Origin of the sequence: Flavobacterium soyae (assembly GCF_045348165.1) — a bacterium.
GTDB lineage: Bacteria > Bacteroidota > Bacteroidia > Flavobacteriales > Flavobacteriaceae > Flavobacterium > Flavobacterium soyae.
On the sequence record NZ_CP150845.1, the window covers coordinates 309,229 to 327,031 of the forward strand.

The window sequence follows — 17,803 nt, forward strand, 5'->3', positions numbered from 1 at the left end:
AATGCCTTTAATCTAATCTTAAACAAAAACCAATATGAAAAAAACTGCTATTTTACTTTCTATTATTTGTGCTTCGGCATTTATTTATGTTTCATGCTCCAGCGATGAAGTCGTCAATCAGGCCGACACAACAGCTGTTAGTGCCTCTGTTGTAATTGACGCTGTAAACGAAATGGATGTTAAAACAGGATTAACTGTAACGAATACAAATCCTGCTGCAAAACCATCAGAAACTTCTCCCGAAGTCTGTGCCAGCATTACTATTGAAACCCCAAACGGAACACCTTACCCAAAAGTTTTTACTGTTGATTATGGTACAGGCTGCACCACAAATCAAATTACAAGAAAAGGGAAATTAAAAATTACGCTTTCTGGTCCGGTAATTACAACTGGAAGCAAAATGACTGTAGAAAGAATCGATTATTCTATAAACGGATTTAAACTGGAAGGAACTATAGAATACACTAATACAACTACTGTTGCAACTGTACCGCAATGGAGCAGAAAAGTAACAAATGGAAAATTTACAGATTTGCTTGGAAGAGTTTTTACAAATTCAGGCACACATACTATAAAACAAACTGCCGGTGTTGATACTCCATATGTTTTAGAAGATAATATTTATGAAATGCCAGAAGGAAGCCACACTGTTACTTCAGAAAAAGGAGGGACTTTGACTTTAACTGTACAGGAAACCTTAGTTAAAAAATATTCGTGCGAGTATGTATCTAAAGGGAAATTAAAAATCCAGGGAGGGTTTTTAAACGGTGTTATAGATTATGGAAATAATGACTGTGATGCCAAATATACTTATACACACGAAAATGGAGCAACTTACACTTTATCAATGTAACCAATTCATTTTTAAAAAAATATGCAGATCCCAATTTAGAAATAGATTGGGATTTTTATTTTTTAGAAAAATTAAACAGCGACTTATTTACATTCAAACTATTTTCTTTATTTTGCACCAAAATCCAATAAACTAATGAAAAAATCAATTATTGCCTTTGCCATTCTTACATTACTTGCATCATGCAGCAAAAAAGAATCAGCCGCAGATAACTTACACCTTACAGGAAATATAAAAGGATTAAAAACCGGAACTTTATATATTCAAAGAATCGTTGATACATCGCTTGTTGCAATCGACAGTATCAAAATTGACGGAAATGCAGCTTTTGAAAGTGACATCAAATTAGAATCTCCAGAAATGCTTTACCTGTTTCTGGATCGCGGGGTAACAAACTCTTTAGACAATAATATTTTATTCTTTGCTGAACCGGGAAATATTAATATTGATACCAATTTAGACAGTTTTATTGGCAGCGCAAAAATTACCGGATCTAAAAACCAGGAATTATTTGAAGAATACAAAAAAGTAAACTCTCGTTTCATTGATGAGAACTTATCAATGGTTGAAGCCAGATTTAAAGCTATTAAAAGACAAGATCAAAAAGCAGTTGACAGCATTGATGCAAAACAACAGTCAAATATTAAAAGAAAATATTTGTATGCTACAAACTTCGCCATTAACAATAAAGATCATGAAGTAGCGCCTTATATTGCTCTAGCAGAGATTTATGATATCAACATTAAGTTTCTTGATACGATTCAAAAATCGATGACTCCAAAAGTAGCACAGTCACTTTACGGAAAAAAGCTTACTAAATATGTAGCCGATATCAAAAAAGAAGAACAAAAACAAGACTAAACAACTCAAAAACAATACATTACACCTAAAACTCTGTTTTTTAAATTATAAAAAAATCCTGTTTTTATCATTATAACAGGATTTTTTTATTTTGTTTATTTTGTTTTGCCATATTAAATCATAAATAACTGACAATTAGATAATTCTGAGTAAAAAAGTCAGAAATTACATTACTATTTTTATTATTTGTAATACCTTAGCTTCATAAAACCAAACTTATGAAGAATTTACAAAGCAATATCAGTCACGCAAAGTATGATTTTATAAATTCGTTAGTTTTCGAAAAATTAGAATCTTATACTCCGGAACCTAGTTCAAATCTTGAAAAAATCCCCTCTCAAGATCCATACACTTTAAACGGTCAAAAATTACGTCTTAATTTTATCCGTCAGCACCTAAAATCAAATGTAGATTACCTGTCAGGAGAAAAGATTTTTGATAATAACGAAAGCCTGAAAGGTAATATTGAAAATTACATTGGGATGAGTCAAATCCCAACCGGAATTATTGGACCTTTAGTTGTAAATGGAAGTGTAGCTCAAGGTCATTTTTATGTTCCTCTTGCCACTACCGAAGGAGCCTTGCTTGCATCCTATAACAGAGGTGCTAAAGCTTGCAGGGAATCAGGAGCAATTACAGTAATTACTCTGCAAGAAGGCGTGCAAAGAACTCCAACCTTTAAATTTAAAAATTTAATTGATTTAGGAAAATTTGTCTCTTGGGTATTAAACCACAAAGAAACTTTTGCATCGTTAACCAGAGAAACCAGTAATTATGCCATCTTAAATGATATAGGTGTAAATATAGAAGGAAACATTCTAATTTTAAGATTCGAATTTACCTCTGGCGATGCATCTGGTCAAAACATGGTTACGATATGCAGCGATAAAATCTGTAAGTACATTATAAGCAATTGCCCTGTTGAACCTGTATTTTGGACTATTGAAGGCAATGCTTCCGGAGATAAAAAAGCCACCTCATTAACCACAAGGGTTAGAGGAAGGAAAGTAACTGCCGAAATCACATTAAAAAAAGAAGTTATTGCCTCTGTTCTTAAGGCAACACCGGCATTACTATATCATCAATGGAAAATATCTCATTTGGGCTCTATAAAAATGGGTTCCATTGGTACAGGTATGCATCCTTCAAACGCTCTTGCTGCATTATTTATAGCTTGCGGACAAGATGTAGCCTGCACCGGCGAAGCTTCTACCGCCATTACAAGAATGGATATTGACGAAAACGGTGATTTATATTGTGCTATTACGATGCCAAATATAATTGTGGGAACTGTTGGCGGCGGAACTTCATTTCCTACACAAAAAGAATGTCTTGAACTAATAGACTGTTATGGCCCGGGTAAAAGCGGTAAACTTGCCGAAATTGCTATTGCATTATGCCTTACAGGAGAAATTTCAATTATATCAGCTATGTCAGCAGGACATTTTACCGATGCTCACCAAAAACTTGGAAGATAAAGACACAATCCTGTTATTTCGGCGAAAGGAGAATACTTTGCGCTCATTTATTATTTCATCGTAAATACTATTCTAAAATCTAAATCCTAAAAAACTTGGAATTTGGAATTTAAAAAAATGGAATTTCTGAGGCATAAAAAAACCATCACAGATTATGATGGTTTTTTTGAGCCGATAGAGGGACTCGAACCCACGACCTGCTGATTACAAATCAGCTGCTCTAGCCAGCTGAGCTACATCGGCCTATTTTACGGGTGCAAATATAAAATTGTTTTTTAATATTCCAAAATATTTTCACACCTCTCTCTATAAATAAAAAAACCATCACAATTTGTGATGGTTTTCGTTGAGCCGATAGAGGGACTCGAACCCACGACCTGCTGATTACAAATCAGCTGCTCTAGCCAGCTGAGCTACATCGGCCTCATTACGGGTGCAAATATAAAGCGGTTTTTCGTTTTCCCAAAATAAATTTGCACTTTTTTACACTTTTTTTTGCTTACAATGCATTGATTTTTTCAATCAATTGATTAGCAGTTTGTTCTAATTCAACATTGATTTGTTTGAAGTGTGCTTTTTTATTTTCAACGTTTTTAGCGTTAACTTTTGTAATCAAAGTATCAAATGCAGCGATAGCTTCATCGATTAAAGCATTCGTTTCTGGAGTAGGATTTCCTGTTGTAGACATCTCAAACAAATAAACTGCCTCAATAATATCTCCTAATACAAAATTGATGTCTTTCTTTAAATTTTTAACGTTTGCCATTTTTATTATAATTTTAATTTGCGTCTGCAAAAATACACATAATCTTTAGATTACATGCTATGAAATGTAAATTTCTAAAATTGAAGCTTTTCCACTTAAATTAAATGCATTTATCGCAGCCGGAACTAAAACTGTGTCACCTTTTATATAAGTGTGTTTAAATCCGTTATATTCAATTTCAAAACTTCCCTCAATACACATATAAACCGTAAATGTTTCGCCAGATTTAGAAACTTGTACTTTATCTTCTAACGGAATAAGGTTTGTCGTAAAATAAGGACAATCTACGACTACGTTTGAAGTATTTGCTTTTGAATCGTATTTCTTTTGTGTATCAACTTTATTGTAATTAATCGCATCAAGTGCTAAATCTACATGCAGTTCTCTTTTATTTCCCTGAGCATCTACACGATCAAAATCATATAAACGATAGGTAATATCAGATGTCTGCTGAATTTCGGCAACTACCAAACCAGCACCAATAGCGTGAACAGTTCCTGTTTCTAAAAAGAAAACATCTCCGGCTTTTGCTTTTACGCCATCTAAAATAGAAACTAAAGTATTATCATGTAAATGTTTTAAATATTCTTCTTTACTTGAATCTTCTTTAAAACCAACAATAATTCTGGAATCAGTATCAGCCTGCATTACGTACCACATTTCGGTTTTACCAAATGAATTGTGACGCTCTTTTGCTAATTTATCGTTTGGATGAACCTGAATCGAAAGATCTTCGCGTGCATCTAAGTATTTAAAAAGTAATGGAAACTGTTTTCCGAAACGCTCGTAAACTCTCGTTCCTAAAATTTCATTTGGAGTTTCATTAATAAGTCCCATTAACGATTTTCCTTTTAAGTCTCCGTTTGCAACAGTACTTACATCACCTTCTACTGTAGACAATTCCCAGCTTTCACCGGTAATTTTAGAAGTAATTGGTTTGTTTAATAATGTTTTTAATTTCTCTCCGCCCCAGATTCTTTCTTTTAGGATTGGTTCAAATTGAAGCGGATATAATTTTTCTGGTTTCATAATTTTTAAGTTTTCGGCAAATATCTATATTAATTAAACAATGGTGTAATACTATTTTCTAAATCTACAATACTAATTCTTTTATTATCTCCAGCGCTTTCGAAATATGTTTTGCGGCATTCATACTATCAAAAATATAAATAACCACTCCGTTTCTGTCGATAATATAAGTTACTCTTCCCGGTAAAAGCCCGAACAGATTATTTTTCACCCCAAAAAGATGTCTCAATCTTTTGTCCTGATCTGAAAGTAAAATGAATGGCAGTTTGTGTTTATTGGCAAATTTATGATGCGATTTTACACTATCGGCACTTATGCCAATAACTTCAGCGCCTAAATCCTTAAAATCTTCATATTGATCTCTAAAACTGCAAGCTTCAGTTGTGCAGCCAGGTGTATTATCTTTTGGATAAAAATAAATCACTAGTGGTTTCCGGCCTAAAACACTTTTGCTTTCAAAAACTTCTCCGTGACTATCTTTTGCAGTAAAATTCGGAACTATATCTCCTATTTTTAATGACATTTATTATTCTCCTTTATAAGTTACAAAATTGCGGTCTGTTTCATAAAGCACGACTTCTAAATCAAAATCGGGCTGAATTCTTTTTCTAATTTTATTCCATATCACAACCGCAATATTTTCTGCAGTTGGATTCAAATCCTGAAATTCCGGAACATCCAGATTCAGGTTTTTGTGATCAAACGGAATTTCTACTTCTTCCAGTATAATATCCGCTAATACTTTCACATCTAAAACAAAACCAGTTTCCGGGTCAATTTTTCCTGTAACACTTACTGTTAAACCATAATTATGACCATGAAAATTGGGACTATTACATTTTCCAAAAACAGCATTGTTTTTTTCTAATGACCAATCTTTCCTGTGCAATCGATGTGCAGCATTAAAATGCGCTTTTCTTGATATGGTTACTTTCATTTAGGACTTTGGTTAGTTTGGTTATAATTTATGGTCTTCGAGATAATGATCAAATTCATCAAAAATTATCTTAAACCATACGGTATAAATTTCGGGCTGTTTCTCAATATCTGCTTTAACATCTCCAATACTCATCCATTTCCAGTCTTCTACTTCATCCAGATTTATATTGGGTTCTTCATCATAATAACCAATCATAACATGATCTAATTCATGCTCAGTTAAGCCATTGTCAAAAGGAGCTTTATAAATAAAATGAAACAGCTCTTTTAATTCTGCTTTAAAACCCATTTCTTCAAATAATCTTCGGCTTCCTGCCTCGATATTGGTCTCATCTTCACGTTGATGACTACAGCAAGTGTTGGTCCAAAGTAAAGGAGAATGATATTTATGATGAGCACGCTGCTGCAGCATGATTTCATTTTTACTGTTTAAAATAAAAACCGAAAATGCACGGTGCAAAAGCGCTTTTTCATGTGCTTCTAATTTTGGCATTAAGCCAATTTGTTCATCATTTTGATTAACTAATATTACGTTTTCTTCTGTCATAAGGCTTCTTAAGCAAACAAAAATACAAAAAAAGAAATGGCTTAAAAGTACTGCTCTAAGATTGTTAAAAGCTTAATTTGAAGGTGATTCCTATTTTTCTGATTTACAATGCAATAATTTATGCTAAAAATTAAAAGCTGTTAAAATTAAGACATAAAAACTACATTGCCTTGTTTTACGTAACTAATAAAAAGTTAAAACACACTTAAAAAAATCTCAATTATAACATAGAACATAATTTGAAGCTAAATCTCGATGTATCTTTGAAATACATATTAAAGCATCCAAAAATTTATGAAATCGAAAAACCTATTTTTTAGTCTTTGCTTTCTCGTTCCGCTTTTTATTTTACAGGCCTGCGGACAAAATACAAAAAAACAGCCTGTAAAAATAGTTACTATGGAAAACAAAATAAGTAAACCCGGAAATCCTTATTATTCAAATACTGATACGACTAAATTAAATGTAAGCAACGCCGAATGGAAAAGGGTTTTACCAGAAGACGTTTATGCTGTAATGCGTGAGGCTGATACCGAAAGACCTTTTACAGGAAAATATTGGAACACAGATGAAAAAGGAACGTACTACTGTGCATCTTGCGGAAACTTACTTTTTAAATCAACCGCTAAGTTTTCAAGCAGCTGCGGATGGCCTAGTTTTTTTGAACAAGACAATAAAAAAAGTGTTGTTTACAAAAATGATAACTCACTTGGAATGGAAAGAATTGAAGCGCTTTGCGGACGCTGCGGCGGGCATTTAGGCCACTTGTTTGACGATGGTCCTGAACCGACCGGAAAACGTTACTGCATGAATTCGATTGCCCTTGATTTTATTCCTGATAATAAATAATTATACAAATGAAAAATATACTTTTAATCTGCCTTTTTACTTTATCATTAAACGGCTTTTCACAAAATAAAAAAACTGATTATGAAACTATTACGCTTGGCGGAGGATGTTACTGGTGCGTTGAAGCAGTCTACGAAAACCTGGATGGGGTAAAATCTGTCGTTTCAGGATTTTCCGGAGGAAATATAGCCAATCCTACTTACGAAGAAGTTTGCACGGGAGAAACCGGTCATGCAGAAGTTGTACAAATTACGTACGACAAAAACATAACGGATATTAATGAAATCTTTAAAGTCTTTTTTACCGTTCACGATCCTACAACTTTAAACCGTCAGGGTGCCGATGTTGGAACGCAGTACCGCTCTGTAATTTTCTACAAAAATGCCGAACAGAAAAAAGCCGCAGAAAGTATCATTGCCGAATTAAACAAAGCAAAAGTGTACAACAACCCGATTGTAACGAAAGTCGAGCCTTTTAAAGTTTTTTATAAAGCCGAAGATTATCATCAAAATTATTATGCAAACAATAAAAATCAGCCGTATTGTAAAATGGTGATTCAGCCGAAAATAGAAAAATTTGAAAAGGTTTTTATAGACAAACTGAAAAAGAAACAAAACAACAGCTAACAAAAAAGGGGAAATAAAAAATCATTCCCCTTTTTCTTATAGATAGATTTTGAAACTATTGTTTTGCAGCTTTTTTAAATCTCATCATAGGTACATCGCCCTGAATTAAATTTAGTTTTCCATCTTTATCAACAGAATAACTTGTAATTTTTTTCATTTGCTGTAAAAATTGCTGTTCTCCACCGCCTTCACAAAACATCATTGTAGTTGGTCCCGGCTCTCCAAAAGTTAAAGATTTTCCGCTTAAAGTATATGGTGCGCTATAACCGTTACAACCATTATTACCATAAACTTTTGTTTCTTTTTGATCAAAAGTAATTTGTGGTTTTTTATTTGGAAACAACCCTTCAAAAGCGATTCTTGGACCCGAAATATATTCTAATTCCCAAGTTGTATCATAAAGATTAGCCGTGCCTTTTGAGCCTTTTGATGCCGTACACGAAGTAATTAATAAGGTTAAAATCGAAACGATTGCAATGGTATACTTTTTCATAAAATTTACTTTTTATAGATTAATATTTTTTTGTTTTTTGAAGATTAAAATTATGCAGCAAAATTACTTTCTCAATATTCATGCCCAGTTAGAAGCTTTAGTAAAAAAAACAGCGTGCTTGACTAACAGCCAAATTATAATTTTCTGATCTCTAATTTACGTTATTTTATTTAAAACAATATTAATCAAGTATTTAAATTCTAATATGTGACTGCATTTTTTTGTAATTTGTATCAATAAAAAATCATCAATAAAAAACCAATTCAAAGCCTCATTTAACTTTTTAAGTGAGGCTTCTTTTTTGATTTTTCACGTACTTTGTATTCTAAATTAATTTAAAATGAAAGCACTTACCTTCTCTACTTTCGGAGATTCAAATGTTTTAGAATATATCGAAATCCCAAATCCTCAATTAAAAAACGATGAAATTTTAATCGAGATGAAAGCCATCGGATTAAATTTTGCCGATGTTTACAGACGAAAAGGAAATTATCATTTAAAAGGAAATCCTCCTTTTATTGCCGGTTACGAAGGCGCCGGAATTGTTGTAGATGCCAATAATCATTCTGAATATAAAGTTGGCGATCGTGTAGCTTTTGCCGATGCTCCTTTTGCAAATGCAGAATTGGTTGCCGTAAATATAAATCACGTCCTTCCTTTACCTGAAAAAATTTCGTTCGAAACCGCTGCTTCTGTTTTATTACAAGGTTTAACAGCACATTATTTAGCAACAGACAGTCATAAAACAGTAAAAGGCGAAACAGTTTTAATTCACGCTGTTGCGGGCGGCGTTGGACAAATTCTAACACAAATCAGCAAACTTCTGGGCGTAACTGTTATTGGATTAACCTCATCTGCCGAAAAAGCAAAAGTTGGTTTTGACCAAGGTGCAGATCATGTTTTTCTTTATAGTGACGATTGGAAATCACAGGTTTTTAAAATTGCATCAAATGGCATTGATGTTGTTTATGACAGTATTGGAAGTACTTTAAAAGAAAGTTTCGAAGTCACAAAAGAATGTGGTCAGGTTGTTTTCTTCGGAATGGCGGGCGGTGATCCTGAACCTGTAGATCCAAGAATGTTAATGGATGGTTCAAAAACTCTAACCGGCGGCGATTTATGGAGTTATTTAAATTCTAAAGAAGAAAGAATTAAACGTGCAACACAATTATTCAATTGGATTATTGAAGGAAAAATTAAACTTTCTGAACCTACTTCTTTTAAATTATCAGAAGGAAAACTGGCACATGATTTTCTGGAAAGCAGAAAAAGTACCGGAAAAATTATTTTGATTCCGTAAAGAACTATTTACTCAATTTTGTCATCCTGACGAAAGGAAGGATCGCACTAGTAATTCGACAAAGATTGGCGGCATTCTGTGCGGAGTTCTTGTGCGATCCTTCCTTTCGTCAGGATGACAAATTTACAATTGATCAATCTCAATTTTAGTCATTTCAGATAATTCTAAAATCCTGCTAACATCATCTTTATTGGCAATAAAAAATAAATAATTATCACCATTCGTATTATAACTCATCAATTCGAAACCATGCTTTTCTAAAGCCGATTGAATGTATGGAAACAAATCGTGACTATAAGTCTTTTCAGGATATTCGAAATTTAAATCTTCACCAATCATTTCAGAAATGAAATATTCAGCATCTTCGGGATCAAATTTCCAGTCGCTGTTCCAGGCATTTATGCTTTCGAACAAATCATAATGTCCTTCAATAATTGTGTGATATTCATTAGTCTCTTTTTGATAATTTTTGAAAAGCTTTTTTGATTGTTTTTTTAGTTCTTTTTCTTCTATATTTTCTCTTGAAACTAATTTGATAAACTCCTCAAATGTTTCTATTGTAACGTCTTCATTTTCTATTAAATTTTCTGATGAAGGAAGTTCAACACTTTGTGGGATTTCGATATTTAAATACTGACAGATTCCCTGCAATACTATTTTAAAATCCTTAACTGCAATTTGCTGTGTTTCATTTTTAGGGTTATTTATATCCAGTAATTCAGCATCTAATAAACCTTTTGTATAATCTAAAAAATGACTCCCTGAGTATAAAATTTTGAAATCGTTTGTTTCTAAACTATTTGTGCAGCAAAAGAAAATTATGAAGTTATTGACAACCCGTTTCAAATATTTTTTTACTTCAGCACTTGGCTCTGAATAAAACTCAATATGTATAAAATCGTATTCTAAACCCTGTTCTATTGTTTCTTGGGAAAGAACTCCAATATCCATTTTTTTATAAAGCTCATTTAAAACGTCATAAGCATTATTAAAACCTGCTTTTTTAATCTCTGCCCTTCCTTCTTCATGATCGAGTGAACCGGGAAAATAATACAGATTGACCAAAACATTATCCTGAATTCCTTTTACTTTAAATTCAAGATTGGGCTGCTCATTATATAAATACGAATAAATTGGATCTATAACGTCAAAAGAAATAATCGATTTTGGATCATTATTTCTATTAAACAAATTCGAAAAGAAGTTTTTCATTGGGTATATATTAAAACTAAATATATTACAAATTTTAATAATCAGAAAACCAATCGACAAGTTACTTCAAAGATTCAGCAATCATTAAAGCACATTTTTCACCATCGATTGCTGCAGAAATAATTCCGCCGGCATAACCTGCTCCTTCTCCGCATGGATATAATCCTTTTATCTGCAAATGCTCTAAAGTATAAGCATCTCTAGGAATTCTTACGGGCGATGAAGTTCGGCTTTCCGGTGCGTGCAAAATGGCTTCATTAGTTAAATAACCTCGCATTGATTTTCCAAACTCCTTAAAACCTTCACGTAAAATCTGCGATAAAAATCCCGGGAAAACCTGCCCCATTTCCACAGATGTTGTTCCCGGAACATAAGACGTTTTTGGAATATCAGCCGAAACTTTATTTTGGGTAAAATCGATCATTCGTTGTGCCGGAACTTTTTGAGTTCGTCCTGCCAAATGCCAAGCTTTTTGTTCGATACTTTTTTGGAATTCAACTCCGGCCAAAGCACCAAATTTTGCAAAAGGCTTAAAATCTTCTAATTTCAATTCGATTACAATTCCTGAATTTGCCGTTGCCTGATCACGTTTAGATGGCGACCAGCCGTTTGTAACTACTTCACCCGGACTTGTCGCGCAAGGCGCAATTACTCCACCCGGACACATACAGAACGAGTACATTCCACGTCCGTTTACTTGTTTTACAATTGAATATGGTGCCGGAGGCAAATGTTCGCCGCGATAATCACAGCTGTATTGAATACTGTCGATTAATTCCTGAGAATGTTCTGCACGAACTCCTAAAGCAAAAGGTTTTGCTTCGATTAAAATTTTCTTTTTATCCAGTAATTCAAAAATATCACGAGCCGAATGTCCGGTTGCCAAAATCAATTTATTAGCCAGAATCTTATCTCCGTTTTGAGTTACAATTCCTTCAACTTCATTATTTTTTACCAAAATATCTGTAACTCTCGTATCAAACAAAACCTGACCGCCAAACTCAATGATTTTATTTCGAATATCTTCAATAATTTTCGGAAGTTTATTTGTTCCAATGTGTGGATGCGCTTCAACCAATATATCTTCTGAAGCCCCAAAGGCTACCAAAAGCTCCAAAATTCGGGTTACATCTCCGCGTTTTTTAGAACGGGTATATAATTTCCCGTCAGAATAAGTTCCTGCCCCGCCTTCTCCAAAACAATAATTAGAATCCTCGTTAACGATATGTTCTCTATTAATTGCTTTTAAATCACGTCGGCGTCCGCGAACATCTTTTCCGCGTTCGATTACAATTGGCTTTAAGCCTAATTCGATTAATTGCAAAGCAGCAAAAAGTCCGGCCGGGCCTGCACCAACCACAATTACTTCCTGTGCAGAAGAAACATCTTTATATAGGGGAAGTTCAATTTTAGTTTCCTGAAAAGCTTCTCCTTTTAAATATATAATAACTTTCAAATTGATTTTAATCGCTTTCTGGCGTGCATCAATCGAACGTTTTAAAATGACAATATGCTGAATTTCCTGAGGAGAAACTTTTATTTGTTTAGACAAATAATCTTTAAGCAGCGATTCGTTTGCTGCAATTTCCGGTGTTACCTGAAGTAAAAGTTCTCTTGGCATTGTGTCTTTTTTATTCTATTAGCTTTTCTTTCTATGAAAAGAAGATGCAAAAGTACTATTTTGAAATGAGATTTTATGTTTAGTGCAAAATTTGCCCACAGGTTTGCACAGATCTAAACAGATTTATATTTAATTATCTTCTTTACAATCATTGTCGTTATTTTTTTTGCCACAGATTATTTGGATTAAAAAGATTCCTTTTAAGCAGTTAAAAAAACTTAGAATCTTAGCATCTCAGAACCTCAGTACCTTTTATTAAAAATAGACTTTGTACCTTTACCTCTCTGAACCTTTGCACCTTTAAAAAAATGTCTAGAAAAATAAAACTGATTTGGGATTTCCGTGGTCCTGCTTCTGCAAAAACCGCAGAACATCACGAAATTCACCTGAAAGAATATATTCTAATTGAGAAATTACCTTTGAATATTACAGGTTTTTCAATTCTTAATGATATGCATGCAACCGCTTTTATGGTTGTAACCGATGAAAATATGATTCAGGTAAGAGATGCTTTGAAACCGCATCGTGGGGAAGTTTATGAAGGTTAAAATTCCAAACTTGAAGAAATTCCGATAAAAAAATTCCAAATTCCAATTGCTTCGACTGCTTGGAATTTGGAATTTATATTTTACTATTGCTTTTTTTGGAATTTGGAATTTAAAAAATTGGAATTTATTTTTTTTTAATTCGCCACCTCGCTAATAAACTTTATACGCATTAATCGTAATTCGTCAATATCATAATCACCGTCGAATTCTTTTAAAGCGTCTTCGATTTTATCTGATTCTGATTCCATGAAATAATCGTGGATTTCTTCCTGCTGATCATCGTCTAGCATATCGTCAATCCAGTATTTGATATTTAATTTTGTTCCAGAATATACGATTTGCTCCATTTCTTTGATTAAAGCATCCATCGTTAGACCTTTTGCAGAAGCAATATCGCTTAATGGCAATTTTCTATCGATATTTTGAATGATGTATAATTTATTGGCAGAGTTTACTCCTGTAGATTTTACAACTAAATCGTCTGGGCGAATGATATCGTTATCTTCAACATATCTGCTAATTAAGGTAACAAATTCACCACCGTATTTTTTAGCTTTTCCTTCACCAACACCATGAATATTATATAACTCTTGTAATGTTATAGGGTATTTTAAAGCCATATCTTCAAGAGAAGGATCCTGGAAAACAACAAATGGAGGAACACCTAATTTTTTGGCTACTTTTTTACGAAGTTCACGAAGCATTCCCATTAAAACTTCATCGGCTGTGCCAGAAGATTTTGATGATGCCACTATTGCTTCGTCATCTGCTTCGCTGTATTCATGATCTTCAGACATCATAAATGAAACCGGTTTTTTAATAAAATCTAAACCTTCTTGCGTAATTTTTATTACACCATAAGTTTCGATATCTTTTGATAAATATCCGGTTACTAAAACTTGTCGTAATAGTGCCATCCAATATTTTTCATCATGGTCTGAACCAGAACCAAAATAAGGCTGTATATCTGTTTTATGTGCTTTAATTACCGCATTAATTCGTCCAATTAAAGTGAACACAATTTCTTTTGATTTGTAGATATGTTTGGTGTCCCGAACAATTTCAAGTAATTTGACAACCTGATCTTTGGCTTCAATTTTATTTTTCGGGTTACGAACATTATCGTCCATATCTGCTCCTTCTCCAGTTTCGCTGTCGAATTCTTCTCCAAAATAATGCAATAGAAACTTTCTACGCGACATTGAGGTTTCGGCGTAAGCCACAACTTCCTGCAAAAGTGCAAAACCAATCTCTTGTTCGGCAACTGGTTTTCCAGACATAAATTTCTCCAGCTTTTCTACATCTTTATAAGAGTAATAAGCCAGACAATGTCCTTCTCCTCCATCACGCCCGGCACGACCCGTTTCCTGATAATAACTTTCTAATGATTTTGGAATATCATGGTGAATTACAAAACGAACGTCAGGTTTGTCGATTCCCATCCCAAAAGCGATTGTTGCCACAACAACATCCACATCTTCCATCAAAAACATGTCCTGATGTTTTGCTCTTGTTTTTGCATCTAAACCTGCGTGATAAGGAACCGCACTGATTCCGTTTACTTGTAAAACTTCGGCAATCGATTCTACTTTTTTGCGGCTTAAGCAGTAAATAATTCCAGATTTGCCTTTATGCTGCTTTATGAACCGAATAATATCCGATTCTATATTTTTTGTCTTTGTACGTACTTCGTAATATAAATTTGGCCTGTTAAATGATGCTTTAAAAGTATTGGCATCGGCCATGTCAAGATTTTTTAGAATATCTTCCTGAACTTTTGGGGTTGCAGTAGCAGTAAGACCAATAATAGGTACTTTACCTAATTGTTTAATAATGCTTCTTAAATTTCTGTACTCCGGCCTAAAATCATGTCCCCATTCTGAAATACAATGCGCTTCATCAATCGCAACAAAAGAAATAGGCACACTTTGTAAAAAGGCTACATATTCTTCTTTCGTTAAAGATTCGGGAGCAACATACAAGAGTTTGGTTAAACCAGCACTAATGTCTTTTTTTACTTGTGCAATTTCTGTTTTGGTAAGAGAGGAATTTAGCACATGCGCAATTCCGTTTTCTGATGAAAGGCTTCGAATCGCATCTACCTGATTTTTCATCAAAGCAATTAAAGGAGAAACAACAATAGCTGTTCCGTCCTGAATTAAAGCGGGTAATTGATAACAAAGAGACTTACCGCCGCCCGTAGGCATAATTACGAAAGTATTCGTTTTACCTAAAATACTCGTAATGACTTGCTCCTGCAAGCCTTTAAATTGGCTAAAGCCGAAATACTTCTTTAATTCCTTGTGTATTTCAATTTCGTTTGAATTCATTCTTTATTTAAATGGATATTTTTGTATAAATTTGCAACACATAAAGATACAACTTTCTTTTATACATACAAATTTTAAATATTCTGTTTTGATCTCAAAAGAAAATATACTGGCAATCGCCAAAAAAACTATACTCTCTGAAAGTGAAGCAATTATAAAGTTAATTGATTTTCTGGACGAAAATTTCTTCGAAGCAACACAACGTATTTACGAAACTAAAGGCCGATTGATCGTTACGGGTATAGGAAAAAGCGCCATAATTGCTCAAAAAATGGTGGCTACTTTTAACTCTACAGGAACACCTTCAATGTTTTTGCACGCTGCAGAAGCAATTCACGGTGATTTAGGAATGATACAAAATGACGATATCATTATATGTATTTCAAAAAGCGGTAATAGTCCTGAAATTAAAGTTTTGGTTCCGTTATTAAAACGCTTTGGGAATACCTTAATTGCTATTACCGGAAATGTAACTTCATTCCTGGCAAAAGGCTCTGATTTTGTTTTAAACACAACGGTTGATACCGAAGCCTGCCCTATAAATTTAGCTCCAACAAACAGTACAACAGCACAGCTTGTTATGGGCGATGCTCTTGCAGTTTGCTTAATGGAAATGCGCGATTTTAAACCAGAGGATTTTGCAGTTTATCATCCGGGTGGTGCTTTAGGAAAAAAACTTTTGCTTCGTGTAAAAGATATGATCGAGCATTCATTGAAACCAGCCGTAACTCCAGATACTTCTATCAAAAAAGCGATCTTCGAAATTTCTGAAAAAAGACTTGGCGTTACTGCTGTTATTGAAGATAATAAAATTGTTGGAATTATTACGGATGGTGACATTAGAAGAATGTTAAACGACCGTGATACTATTGCAGATTTAACAGCTAAAGATATTATGTCCAAAAATCCTAAATTAGTATCTTCGGAAACTATGGCAGTTGATGCTTTAAATATATTAGAAGATTTTTCTATTACACAGCTTATCGTGGCTGACAACGGCGAGTACAAAGGAGTATTACATTTACATGACATTTTAAAAGAAGGAATCGTATAATGGCAAAGAAAAACCTTGGCGAGATGTCATTTTTAGACCATCTTGAAGAATTAAGATGGTTATTAGTTAGAAGTACAATTGCAATATGCATTATGGCATTTGTTACTTATTTTGTTAGTGATTACTTATTTGATGTAATCATTTTAGGTCCAACCAGACCTAGTTTTTTTACTTATGTGTGGTTTTGCGACTTATCACATCAATTAGGTTTTGCAGACAGCATTTGTATTACTGAGCTAAATTTCATTATTCAAAACACTGAAATGGAAGGACAGGTAAATATATTTGTCTGGATGTGTCTTTTAGCAGGTTTCATACTAAGCTTCCCTTATATTTTATGGGAACTTTGGAAATTTATCAGCCCGGCGCTTTATGAAAAAGAAAGAAAACATGCTAAAATTTTTATCTTCACTTCTTCACTGCTTTTCTTTTTAGGGGTAATTTTTGGTTATTATGTAGTAATACCAATGTCGGTAAATTTCGTTGCTACTTTCTCTATAAGTGATGTTGTTGTAAACCAATTTACTATAGAGTCTTATATGGGAATGGTAAAAACGAGTGTTCTGGCCAGCGGCTTGTTTTTTGAACTGCCTATTATTATTTATTTCTTAACTAAATTAGGATTGGTAACACCTGATTTTTTAAGAAAATATTGGAAATACGCTGTTATAATTATTCTGATTATTGCTGCAATTGTGACTCCGCCGGATGTTGTGAGCCAGACTATTGTAGCAATCCCAATGCTAATTATTTACGAAGTAAGTATCCTGATTTCAAGGATTGTTTATAAAAATAAATTGAAAGAAAATGTCTGATTTAATTCAAGATTTTAACGACTATCGTTCTAAAATGAACGAAAAATTACTCGCTGACAACAACAAAATTGTAAAGCGAATTTTTAACCTTGACACCAATGCTTATGCAGAGGGAGCTCTTGATGTAAAAACAAAAGAACTTTTAGGTTTAGTTGCATCGACTGTTTTGCGTTGTGATGACTGTGTAAAATACCATTTAGAAACGAGTTATAAAGAAGGTGTTTCTAAAGAAGAAATGATGGAAGCAATGGGAATCGCAACCCTTGTTGGAGGAACAATCGTAATTCCGCATTTAAGAAGAGCTTACGAATTCTGGGAAGCTCTCGAAGAACAAGGCAAATAAGATAATTTGATAATTAGTCAATTAGATAATTTCTTGACAATATGTTAATTCATTTATTCTATTGATTTATTTTCATTTATTTTGCCCATTGGAGATACAATTATCTCATTATCAAATTGACACATTATCTAATTAAAAA

General features: G+C 33.5%; 19 protein-coding genes and 2 tRNA genes. 10 read left to right on the forward strand and 11 right to left on the reverse strand.

Annotation, left to right across the window (positions count from 1 at the left end; genetic code table 11):
• Nucleotides 1–34: 34 nt before the first annotated feature.
• From AABD74_RS01380 to AABD74_RS01390, 3 genes are all read left to right on the forward strand, one after another.
• Nucleotides 35–853, forward strand: coding sequence for a hypothetical protein (locus AABD74_RS01380; protein ID WP_232680842.1), 819 nt, complete (start codon nt 35–37; stop codon nt 851–853).
• 135 nt (nt 854–988) lie between these two features.
• Nucleotides 989–1,714 carry a DUF4369 domain-containing protein gene (locus tag AABD74_RS01385; RefSeq protein ID WP_406844466.1) on the forward strand — a complete coding sequence of 242 codons (726 nt, stop codon included), beginning with the start codon at nt 989–991 and terminating at the stop codon, nt 1,712–1,714.
• 218 nt (nt 1,715–1,932) lie between these two features.
• The gene (locus tag AABD74_RS01390; protein WP_406844467.1) at nt 1,933–3,192 is read left to right on the forward strand and encodes a hydroxymethylglutaryl-CoA reductase; all 1,260 of its coding nucleotides are present in this window, start codon (nt 1,933–1,935) and stop codon (nt 3,190–3,192) included.
• A gap of 169 nt (nt 3,193–3,361) precedes the next feature.
• On the opposite strand, the gene AABD74_RS01395 is transcribed toward AABD74_RS01390, so the two are convergent.
• The 7 genes from AABD74_RS01395 to idi all read right to left on the reverse strand — a co-directional run bounded on the left by AABD74_RS01395 (nt 3,362) and on the right by idi (nt 6,473).
• Nucleotides 3,362–3,435 (reverse strand) — tRNA-Thr (locus tag AABD74_RS01395).
• A 106-nt stretch (nt 3,436–3,541) separates the two neighbouring features.
• Nucleotides 3,542–3,615: transfer RNA gene (locus tag AABD74_RS01400), tRNA-Thr, on the reverse strand.
• A 76-nt stretch (nt 3,616–3,691) separates the two neighbouring features.
• Nucleotides 3,692–3,958: a hypothetical protein gene (locus AABD74_RS01405; RefSeq protein WP_012022371.1), complete on the reverse strand. Its 267-nt coding sequence runs from the start codon at nt 3,956–3,958 to the stop codon at nt 3,692–3,694.
• A gap of 57 nt (nt 3,959–4,015) precedes the next feature.
• A complete protein-coding gene (locus tag AABD74_RS01410; protein WP_406844468.1) occupies nt 4,016–4,987 on the reverse strand; it encodes a type I phosphomannose isomerase catalytic subunit in 972 nt (323 codons plus the stop codon).
• A 64-nt stretch (nt 4,988–5,051) separates the two neighbouring features.
• On the reverse strand, nt 5,052–5,510 hold the full coding sequence (locus tag AABD74_RS01415; protein WP_232680838.1) for a peroxiredoxin: 459 nt from the start codon (nt 5,508–5,510) through the stop codon (nt 5,052–5,054).
• A gap of 3 nt (nt 5,511–5,513) precedes the next feature.
• Entirely contained in the window at nt 5,514–5,924 is a 411-nt protein-coding gene (locus tag AABD74_RS01420; protein WP_232680837.1) for a 6-carboxytetrahydropterin synthase, read from the reverse strand.
• 21 nt (nt 5,925–5,945) lie between these two features.
• A complete protein-coding gene (gene idi / locus AABD74_RS01425) occupies nt 5,946–6,473 on the reverse strand; it encodes an isopentenyl-diphosphate Delta-isomerase (RefSeq protein ID WP_232680835.1) in 528 nt (175 codons plus the stop codon).
• A gap of 294 nt (nt 6,474–6,767) precedes the next feature.
• Here idi and msrB point away from each other — a divergent pair, with 294 nt between their 5' ends.
• Both msrB and msrA read left to right on the forward strand, forming a co-directional pair.
• Nucleotides 6,768–7,322: a peptide-methionine (R)-S-oxide reductase MsrB gene (gene msrB / locus AABD74_RS01430; RefSeq protein ID WP_232680834.1), complete on the forward strand. Its 555-nt coding sequence runs from the start codon at nt 6,768–6,770 to the stop codon at nt 7,320–7,322.
• Between the two features lie 8 nt (nt 7,323–7,330).
• The gene (gene msrA / locus AABD74_RS01435; protein WP_232680833.1) at nt 7,331–7,948 is read left to right on the forward strand and encodes a peptide-methionine (S)-S-oxide reductase MsrA; all 618 of its coding nucleotides are present in this window, start codon (nt 7,331–7,333) and stop codon (nt 7,946–7,948) included.
• A 55-nt stretch (nt 7,949–8,003) separates the two neighbouring features.
• Here the strand turns inward: msrA and AABD74_RS01440 are convergent, their stop codons facing one another.
• Complete coding sequence (locus tag AABD74_RS01440) at nt 8,004–8,441, reverse strand: META domain-containing protein (protein WP_406844469.1); 438 nt, start codon at nt 8,439–8,441, stop codon at nt 8,004–8,006.
• A gap of 340 nt (nt 8,442–8,781) precedes the next feature.
• Between AABD74_RS01440 and AABD74_RS01445 the strand changes: the two genes are divergently transcribed.
• Nucleotides 8,782–9,741 (forward strand): quinone oxidoreductase family protein, encoded by a 960-nt coding sequence (locus AABD74_RS01445; protein WP_406844470.1) that lies wholly within the window; start codon nt 8,782–8,784, stop codon nt 9,739–9,741.
• Nucleotides 9,742–9,864: 123 nt separating this feature from the next.
• On the opposite strand, the gene AABD74_RS01450 is transcribed toward AABD74_RS01445, so the two are convergent.
• On the reverse strand, nt 9,865–10,953 hold the full coding sequence (locus tag AABD74_RS01450; protein ID WP_406844471.1) for a hypothetical protein: 1,089 nt from the start codon (nt 10,951–10,953) through the stop codon (nt 9,865–9,867).
• A 61-nt stretch (nt 10,954–11,014) separates the two neighbouring features.
• Entirely contained in the window at nt 11,015–12,574 is a 1,560-nt protein-coding gene (locus tag AABD74_RS01455) for an NAD(P)/FAD-dependent oxidoreductase (protein WP_406844472.1), read from the reverse strand.
• Nucleotides 12,575–12,882: 308 nt separating this feature from the next.
• On the opposite strand from AABD74_RS01455, the gene AABD74_RS01460 reads away from it, so the two are divergent.
• The gene (locus tag AABD74_RS01460) at nt 12,883–13,122 is read left to right on the forward strand and encodes a hypothetical protein (protein ID WP_232680828.1); all 240 of its coding nucleotides are present in this window, start codon (nt 12,883–12,885) and stop codon (nt 13,120–13,122) included.
• A gap of 134 nt (nt 13,123–13,256) precedes the next feature.
• Here the strand turns inward: AABD74_RS01460 and recQ are convergent, their stop codons facing one another.
• The gene (gene recQ / locus AABD74_RS01465; RefSeq protein ID WP_232680826.1) at nt 13,257–15,452 is read right to left on the reverse strand and encodes a DNA helicase RecQ; all 2,196 of its coding nucleotides are present in this window, start codon (nt 15,450–15,452) and stop codon (nt 13,257–13,259) included.
• Between the two features lie 88 nt (nt 15,453–15,540).
• Here recQ and AABD74_RS01470 point away from each other — a divergent pair, with 88 nt between their 5' ends.
• From AABD74_RS01470 to AABD74_RS01480, 3 genes are read left to right on the forward strand one after another with little or no spacing between them, the layout of a single operon-like run.
• On the forward strand, nt 15,541–16,506 hold the full coding sequence (locus AABD74_RS01470) for an SIS domain-containing protein (RefSeq protein WP_232680825.1): 966 nt from the start codon (nt 15,541–15,543) through the stop codon (nt 16,504–16,506).
• Entirely contained in the window at nt 16,506–17,321 is an 816-nt protein-coding gene (gene tatC, locus AABD74_RS01475) for a twin-arginine translocase subunit TatC (RefSeq protein ID WP_232680823.1), read from the forward strand. The genes AABD74_RS01470 and tatC overlap by 1 nt, the downstream gene beginning before the upstream one ends.
• On the forward strand, nt 17,314–17,664 hold the full coding sequence (locus tag AABD74_RS01480; protein WP_406844473.1) for a carboxymuconolactone decarboxylase family protein: 351 nt from the start codon (nt 17,314–17,316) through the stop codon (nt 17,662–17,664). The genes tatC and AABD74_RS01480 overlap by 8 nt, the downstream gene beginning before the upstream one ends.
• Nucleotides 17,665–17,803: the final 139 nt, after the last annotated feature.

Coding starts and splice junctions, on each gene's coding strand:
- AABD74_RS01450 (WP_406844471.1), bottom strand. CDS start 10,953: ATGAAAAACTTCTTTTCGAATTTGTTTAATAGAAATAATGATCCAAAA.
- AABD74_RS01385 (WP_406844466.1), top strand. CDS start 989: ATGAAAAAATCAATTATTGCCTTTGCCATTCTTACATTACTTGCATCA.
- tatC (WP_232680823.1), top strand. CDS start 16,506: ATGGCAAAGAAAAACCTTGGCGAGATGTCATTTTTAGACCATCTTGAA.
- msrB (WP_232680834.1), top strand. CDS start 6,768: ATGAAATCGAAAAACCTATTTTTTAGTCTTTGCTTTCTCGTTCCGCTT.
- AABD74_RS01390 (WP_406844467.1), top strand. CDS start 1,933: ATGAAGAATTTACAAAGCAATATCAGTCACGCAAAGTATGATTTTATA.
- AABD74_RS01445 (WP_406844470.1), top strand. CDS start 8,782: ATGAAAGCACTTACCTTCTCTACTTTCGGAGATTCAAATGTTTTAGAA.
- idi (WP_232680835.1), bottom strand. CDS start 6,473: ATGACAGAAGAAAACGTAATATTAGTTAATCAAAATGATGAACAAATT.
- AABD74_RS01455 (WP_406844472.1), bottom strand. CDS start 12,574: ATGCCAAGAGAACTTTTACTTCAGGTAACACCGGAAATTGCAGCAAAC.
- msrA (WP_232680833.1), top strand. CDS start 7,331: ATGAAAAATATACTTTTAATCTGCCTTTTTACTTTATCATTAAACGGC.
- AABD74_RS01415 (WP_232680838.1), bottom strand. CDS start 5,510: ATGTCATTAAAAATAGGAGATATAGTTCCGAATTTTACTGCAAAAGAT.
- AABD74_RS01440 (WP_406844469.1), bottom strand. CDS start 8,441: ATGAAAAAGTATACCATTGCAATCGTTTCGATTTTAACCTTATTAATT.
- AABD74_RS01410 (WP_406844468.1), bottom strand. CDS start 4,987: ATGAAACCAGAAAAATTATATCCGCTTCAATTTGAACCAATCCTAAAA.
- AABD74_RS01405 (WP_012022371.1), bottom strand. CDS start 3,958: ATGGCAAACGTTAAAAATTTAAAGAAAGACATCAATTTTGTATTAGGA.
- AABD74_RS01380 (WP_232680842.1), top strand. CDS start 35: ATGAAAAAAACTGCTATTTTACTTTCTATTATTTGTGCTTCGGCATTT.
- AABD74_RS01480 (WP_406844473.1), top strand. CDS start 17,314: ATGTCTGATTTAATTCAAGATTTTAACGACTATCGTTCTAAAATGAAC.
- recQ (WP_232680826.1), bottom strand. CDS start 15,452: ATGAATTCAAACGAAATTGAAATACACAAGGAATTAAAGAAGTATTTC.
- AABD74_RS01460 (WP_232680828.1), top strand. CDS start 12,883: ATGTCTAGAAAAATAAAACTGATTTGGGATTTCCGTGGTCCTGCTTCT.
- AABD74_RS01420 (WP_232680837.1), bottom strand. CDS start 5,924: ATGAAAGTAACCATATCAAGAAAAGCGCATTTTAATGCTGCACATCGA.